The 6238-nt window shown below is 50.8% G+C and carries 6 protein-coding genes; 5 read left to right on the forward strand and 1 reads right to left on the reverse strand.

The features are described from left to right. The 3 genes from MHN01_RS13255 to MHN01_RS13265 form a co-directional block, all read left to right on the forward strand. On the forward strand, positions 1–934 hold a 934-nt coding region (locus MHN01_RS13255), incomplete at its 5' end, for a (Fe-S)-binding protein (RefSeq protein WP_239411779.1). Then, complete coding sequence (locus MHN01_RS13260) at positions 931–2214, forward strand: electron transfer flavoprotein subunit alpha/FixB family protein (RefSeq protein ID WP_239411780.1); 1284 nt, start codon at positions 931–933, stop codon at positions 2212–2214. The genes MHN01_RS13255 and MHN01_RS13260, both read left to right, overlap by 4 nt. Further along, positions 2201–3022, forward strand: coding sequence for an electron transfer flavoprotein subunit beta (locus tag MHN01_RS13265; protein WP_239411781.1), 822 nt, complete (start codon positions 2201–2203; stop codon positions 3020–3022). Before MHN01_RS13260 ends, MHN01_RS13265 begins: the two co-directional genes overlap by 14 nt. A gap of 39 nt (positions 3023–3061) precedes the next feature. On the opposite strand, the gene MHN01_RS13270 is transcribed toward MHN01_RS13265, so the two are convergent. Further along, the gene (locus MHN01_RS13270; protein ID WP_239411782.1) at positions 3062–4267 is read right to left on the reverse strand and encodes a GlxA family transcriptional regulator; all 1206 of its coding nucleotides are present in this window, start codon (positions 4265–4267) and stop codon (positions 3062–3064) included. 569 nt (positions 4268–4836) lie between these two features. On the opposite strand from MHN01_RS13270, the gene betI reads away from it, so the two are divergent. After that, positions 4837–5430, forward strand: a complete 594-nt coding sequence (gene betI / locus MHN01_RS13275; RefSeq protein ID WP_239411783.1) for a transcriptional regulator BetI — start codon at positions 4837–4839, stop codon at positions 5428–5430. A gap of 35 nt (positions 5431–5465) precedes the next feature. Next, the coding region (locus MHN01_RS13280; protein WP_239411784.1) for an aldehyde dehydrogenase family protein at positions 5466–6238 on the forward strand (773 nt) is incomplete at its 3' end.

Here is a 6238-nt window from a genome sequence, read left to right on the forward strand (position 1 = left end):
CGAGCATGTGGACGCGATCGTTGATTTGCGTCGTTATCTGACTCTTGAACAAGGCGCGACTCCCGGTAAAGGGCCGGACATGCTTGAAAACCTGATCGCGACCGACAACCCCAACGGTCACCCTCCCCAGCAACGCAATAACTGGGCTGTTGATCTGCATATTCCCTTGCTGGCTGATGTGAAGCAGGTCGATGTGCTGCTCTGGGTGGGCGACGGGGCGTTCGACATGCGCAACCAGCGTACACTTCGGGCCCTGGTTACCTTGCTGCAGCGGGCAAATGTTGATTTTGCCGTGCTGGGCAATGAAGAGCTCGATTGCGGTGATTTGGCCCGTCGCCTTGGTGACGAGGCAACCTTTCAGCGCCTTGCAAGAGCCAATATAAACACATTGAGCAAATACAGATTCAAGCGGATTGTGACAGCAGATCCGCATGCGTTTCATCTTCTGAAAAACGAGTATCCGGATTTTGGCGGTAATTATGATGTTTGCCACCATACCCAGTTGCTGGCAGAGCTGGTCGCTCAAGAGAGCCTGAAGCTGGAGCCTGTTCGAGATCTGTCGGTGACTTATCACGATTCTTGTTATCTGGGGCGCTATAACGGCGGTTATGAAGCACCTCGGTCTCTGTTACGGGCTATCGGGATCGAAGTAAAAGAAATGGAACGTTCGGGCTATCGCTCTCGTTGTTGCGGTGGCGGTGGTGGTGCGCCTGCCACCGATATTGCAGGTAAGCGCAGGATACCGGATATGCGAATGGATGATGTGAGGGAAACTGGGGCTGACATTGTTGTCGTGGCCTGTCCGCAGTGCAGCCTAATGCTTGAAGGGGTTATTGAGCCACGCCCTGAGGTACGGGATATTGCCGAGTTGCTGTTGGAAGCCCAGCCTCAGCCTGTTCGGCATTGTCAGGTCGATGAAATGGAGGCGTCATGAGCAGAGTATTCCGTCGCGATCCTCGGCTTGAGCGTATTCAGCGCAATCGCCTTCATCCTTTGCATCTTAACTGTGCAAACCAACATTCTGATAATCAATCTCAAGGTAGTATCGCCGACTCTGGCACTTTTCCTGATATCAGCTCTGGAACCACGCCAATACTTGATTCGCGATGCAGGAACGCTTCCCGGTTGCCCTTGCATCGAGTCGATGATCCTGACTTTTTTATCGCCGTGGTGCCTGAGATGAGTGGCGGCAGGCTAACCAGTGCCGACAGAGATATGTTGGGGCTGGCGCAGCAGTTGGCAAATGGCGGTTTTGCTCATGATCATATGGATGGTCAGAAGATTGAGGGACGCGGAGCCGTGCTGGCGGTGGTCTTTTCTTCTATCAAAGATGATCGTTTCGCTGATGCAGGGATAGATCGGCTATTGGATCTCTCTGTGTTCGGAGAGGAAGGATACCAACCTGAGTATCAGCTCGCTTTGCTACTACAGGCTGATAAGCAGTTTGCCCCCAGTTACTGGCTGTTTGGTGATCAGACTATGAACAGTGCCGATCTCGGTCGCCGCCTGGCCGCCAGGCTGGACGAGCGAGCAGCTACCGGGGTGGTAGAAATTGATGACAACTGGATATGGTGCCGTGCCGGGCAAAGTGGCAACGAGTATCGTCGCCCGCATGAACGTATTTTGCTGGTGGCAGAGCAGATCGCCGAGCCGGTGAGCCAATGTTGCTATCAGGCCAGCCCGGTTGAGCTGGACCCGATTGCGTTGGAAAAGATATCCGCGACATCGCCGAAAATTGATGACTTGGGTCTGCTTCCTGTTGATCCCGGTTCTGTTTCCTTGGTGGAAGCGGAGTTTGTCTTTGCGGGCGGAAATGGTGTGACCGACTGGCCGTTGTTTCATCAAGCGGCTACAGCCCTTGGGGCAACTGAGGGTGCAAGTCGTGTGGCAGTGGATGACGGTAATATGCCGCGTTCAACCCAGGTTGGTGCATCCGGCACCTTGGTTTCAGCCCGCATTTATTTGGCGGTTGGGATCTCCGGGGCGATCCAGCATCTGCAGGGAATGACCCATTGCGATACGGTGATCGCTATCAATCTTGATCCGGGCTGCACGATGGTCAGCCGGGCGGATCTCAGTGTGATAGGCGACAGCAGCGAGATCATGCAGGCACTGGCCGACAGTGTTAACCACAGAGAAAGTGAAAGTCAGGCTGGAGAGTTGACCGGAGCTGATAGCGAACAGGTTAAGGAGAAGTGGGATGATGCTGTGTGAGCCGCTGCAAATCATGGTGTTGGTATCGATCGGTATGCATTCATTAACTGGGCGCCCATGCCGTGCTTCATTGGATGCACAGGCGATTGAGCTGGCATTGCAACAGTCCGGTGCGGCGATTGAGGTTGTCTATGCCGGCCATGCAGATGAGTCGGAACAGTCGGCATTACGAGATTACCTGGGAATGGGAATCGGGCAGATAACCGTACTTAAGCAGCCAGAGCTCTCCGATCCGGTATCGGCACTGGCTCAGTATGTGAATGAAGCGGAGCCCGATTTGGTACTGTGCGGTGAACAGGCTGAATGGGGGGAAGCGTCAGGCTTGCTACCTTACCTGTTGGCAGATCAACTAGGCTGGGCGATTGTGCCGCATATTGCTGGTTTGGTTGGTGTTGCAGATGGACATATCGAGCTTTTACAGGCGTTACCACGTGGTCAGCGCCGGAAACTATTGGTCAAGCAACCTGTGGTGGTAACCATTAACAGTGCGGCGCCGCAGGCAAGACAAAGTGCGTTCTTAAAAGCGCGTGATGGCATCGTCAATGTGCTCGAATCTGAATATGATTCCGAACATGAATTTGGGCTTGAGCTTGTGGCTGATAGCGAACAGTCTCAATGGCAACTACAACCAGCAAAACAGCGTCCCAAACGTCTGAAGATCATCACGGCGAAAACCGCTGCAGAACGGATGAAAGCAGCAACAACGGTGACCCCGAGCCAGGCGGGCAAGGTATTACAAGACACTTCCCCCCAACAGGCTGCCGAAGCCATTATCGCCTTGCTGCGAGAAGAAGGTATCCTTAAATGATACTTTCTAATCCAATGAATTTAAAAGTTTATTAAGAACCTAACAAGCTTGGTTGGGAAGCGTACTCTGATCGTCAAAACCGGTATCGAACAGGTTGTCATCATGCAGTTCTCTGAGTTCGGTAAGTGCCGGAAGATTGGTAATCATCGGGAATTCTGTCATATCAGGTTGCTCGTTGATTACTGCTTGCTCAGTGGTTATCGGTTGCTCTGCGGTAATAGGCAGCTCTGTGGAAAGAGACTCCTCGCTAATCGCTGGCTGCTCGGTAGCAACCGGCTGTGACGAAATCCCTTGCCGTTCGTGACGTGGAGGAATACCAAAGCAATCACGGTAACATTTGCTAAAGTGAGGTGTTGAAACAAACCCGCAGGCGACAGAAACCTCAATGACTGACAAATTGGTTTGTTTGAGCAGTTGTCTGGCCCGACTAAGCCGAAGCTGAAGGTAGTAGCGCGAAGGTGAACACTGCAGGTGTTTCTGGAATAGCCTTTCCAACTGGCGACGTGACAGGTCGACAAATCCTGCAAGTTCATCCATGCCGATAGGCTCTTCCAGGTTGGCTTCCATCAGAGAAACGATTTCAAGTAACTTGGGCTGGGAGGTTCCGACCAGGCTCCGAAGCGGCACTTTTTGCACATCCTCGCCATTGCGGATCCGCTCGCACATGAACATTTCCGATATCGCCGCACTGAGCCTGCTGCCATGTTGTTTGGCCACTAAAGTGAGCATCATGTCCATCGGCGCTGTCCCGCCAGTACTGGTCATTCGTTTGTCACTGAGCGTGAACAGCTTATTGGTGATTTTTATCGACGGGAACAGTTCCTGCAACCCGGCCAGATGTTCCCAGTGAATGGCGCAGTGCTGGTTTGCCATTACCCCTGCTTTTGCCAGAGCATAGCTGCCGGTGCAGATCCCGCCGAGTATTTTTTGCTGGCGATCAAGCTGGCAAAGCCAGCTTGTTAGTTGCGGTGTACAGCAACGTTCAATCTGAACACCGCCGCAGATAATCAAAGAATCAAGCGGTAGTTGAGATGGGATTTGGTCATCAACCCTTACCTCGAGCGCATCGCTGGCGGCAACCGGCTCGCCACTCTCACTGAGGGTAAACCATTGGTACAGCTTCTCTCCCGAGAGCTGATTGGCCATGCGCAATACTTCAACGGCCGATGCCATCGCGATCATGGTGAAATTGTGAGTGAGATAAAAACCGATGCGCATAGGCTGTCGTGTTGTTATTGAAGTCATCGCCAGTTCCCCTAAGTTGCCACGTGATTGTGATGGGTCGAATGGTGTCAATTACCGCGAAATCCTTACAGTACACAGCGTTTTAAATGCCAGGAAAAATCACCTTCTCTTTCTGTGTAATTCAGGGTTCTTAAAAAGTAAATTTTTTTATCGAGAGTTAGCTCAATAAGGGAGGTTAAAGGGGGAAATAAAAGCGCAATGTATCAAACGACGGCGAAATATGGTTCGTCGCGTCAGATTGCGATGGCTGTAAAGATTAGAGTACTAAACAAAAATTGAACCTTCCTTTTCTGAACCCTGAATTCAGGCTCGGTATCATGATTTATGGCTTCGTCGTTGACGAAATGTTGTCTTGTGACAGGGACTTGTTTTCGACACAAAACATTTAAATCAATCTTGTTTTTTCTGTTTTATTTTTAATCTTTAAATATCAAGTGTTTAGTGTTGTTTTTCCTGTTATTAGTATCATGTTATTCATTATGGTACGAAACATTTTTTGACTTGCTGCTAATATTATGTAAATTTATTTTTAATTAAACGTTCAATTAAGAAACATTTGAGTAGCAATTATGCCAAAAGTCGGAATGCCAGAAATTCGCAGACCACAGCTTGTCGAGGCCACAATGGCTGTTATTGATGAAGTTGGGCTTTCGGGTGCGAGTGTGGTTTTGATCAGCCGCAAGGCAGGTGTTTCTCCTGGGATCATTAATCATTATTTTGGTGGTAAACATGGTTTGCTGGAGGAGACGATGCGCTCGGTGCTGCGTCAATTGTCAGCGACCTCCATAGAGCACCTTCGTGCCGCGGACAAAGATGACGTGACCGCTAGGGTCAAGGCGATTGTTGCCGCGAATTTTGATGGTTACCAAGTCGAGAGCAAAGTGGTGAAAACATGGCTGGCCTTCTGGGCGCAGTCTATGCACGATACTACGTTGCATCGGCTACAGCGGGTAAATGAACGTCGTTTGTTATCGCACCTCCGCTTTGAACTCAAGAAAGTTTTACCTTCTGAACAAGCCCTTTTTGTCGCACAGGGCGTTGCTGCACTTATTGATGGGATTTGGCTAAGAGGGGCGTTGAACCCTGACGGAATTTGTCCGGACAAAGCCCAACAGATCATCTCTGATTACCTGCAAAAACAACTCGCCCCGTATTTGAACTGACAAAGTCATAACAACATTAATTACCAAGGCATTTGATGAAAATGAAGTCTCTGTATATCCATGGTCAGGCTACTGAAGCCTCATCTGAAGAAACGTTTATAACCTGTAACCCGGCAACCGGCGAGGAGCTGGCCGAGATCGGACAGGCCACTGTTCAGGATGTTGACCGTGCAATCGCTTCGGCACAACAAGGTTTTAAAGTGTGGTCAGCGATGAGTGGCATGGAAAGAGGACGTATCTTGATGCGGGCGGTAGCGATTCTCCGTGAGCGCAATGATGAGCTTGCCGCGTTGGAAGTCAAAGATACCGGCAAGCCGATCCAGGAGGCCATCGAGGTGGATATTACCACTGGTGCGGATGTTATCGAGTACTACGCGGGGCTTGCCTCGGCAATTCAGGGCCAGCAACAAGATTTGGGTCACGGTCAGTTTTTCTATACCCGCCGTGAGCCATTGGGTGTTTGTGCCGGAATCGGAGCGTGGAACTATCCAATCCAGATTGCAATGTGGAAATCGGCTCCTGCTTTGGCGGCTGGTAACGCCATGGTATTCAAGCCGTCTGAAGAAACGCCGCTTTCGGTATTGAAGCTGGCGGAGATCTTCACAGAAGCCGGTGTCCCTGATGGCGTGTTTAATGTTGTTCAGGGTGACTACCGTGTCGGCCAGATGCTTTCCCGCCATCCGGATATTGCCAAGGTTTCTTTCACCGGTGAGTCGGGGACTGGCAAGAAAGTCATGGCTGATGCTGCCGGTACGCTTAAGGACATCACGATGGAGCTTGGTGGTAAGTCACCGCTGATCGTCTTTGA

The sequence above is a fragment of the Photobacterium sp. OFAV2-7 genome (assembly GCF_022347985.1).
Classification (GTDB): Bacteria; Pseudomonadota; Gammaproteobacteria; order Enterobacterales; family Vibrionaceae; genus Photobacterium.

Coding starts and splice junctions, on each gene's coding strand:
- MHN01_RS13260 (WP_239411780.1), top strand. CDS start 931: ATGAGCAGAGTATTCCGTCGCGATCCTCGGCTTGAGCGTATTCAGCGC.
- MHN01_RS13265 (WP_239411781.1), top strand. CDS start 2,201: ATGATGCTGTGTGAGCCGCTGCAAATCATGGTGTTGGTATCGATCGGT.
- MHN01_RS13270 (WP_239411782.1), bottom strand. CDS start 4,267: ATGACTTCAATAACAACACGACAGCCTATGCGCATCGGTTTTTATCTC.
- betI (WP_239411783.1), top strand. CDS start 4,837: ATGCCAAAAGTCGGAATGCCAGAAATTCGCAGACCACAGCTTGTCGAG.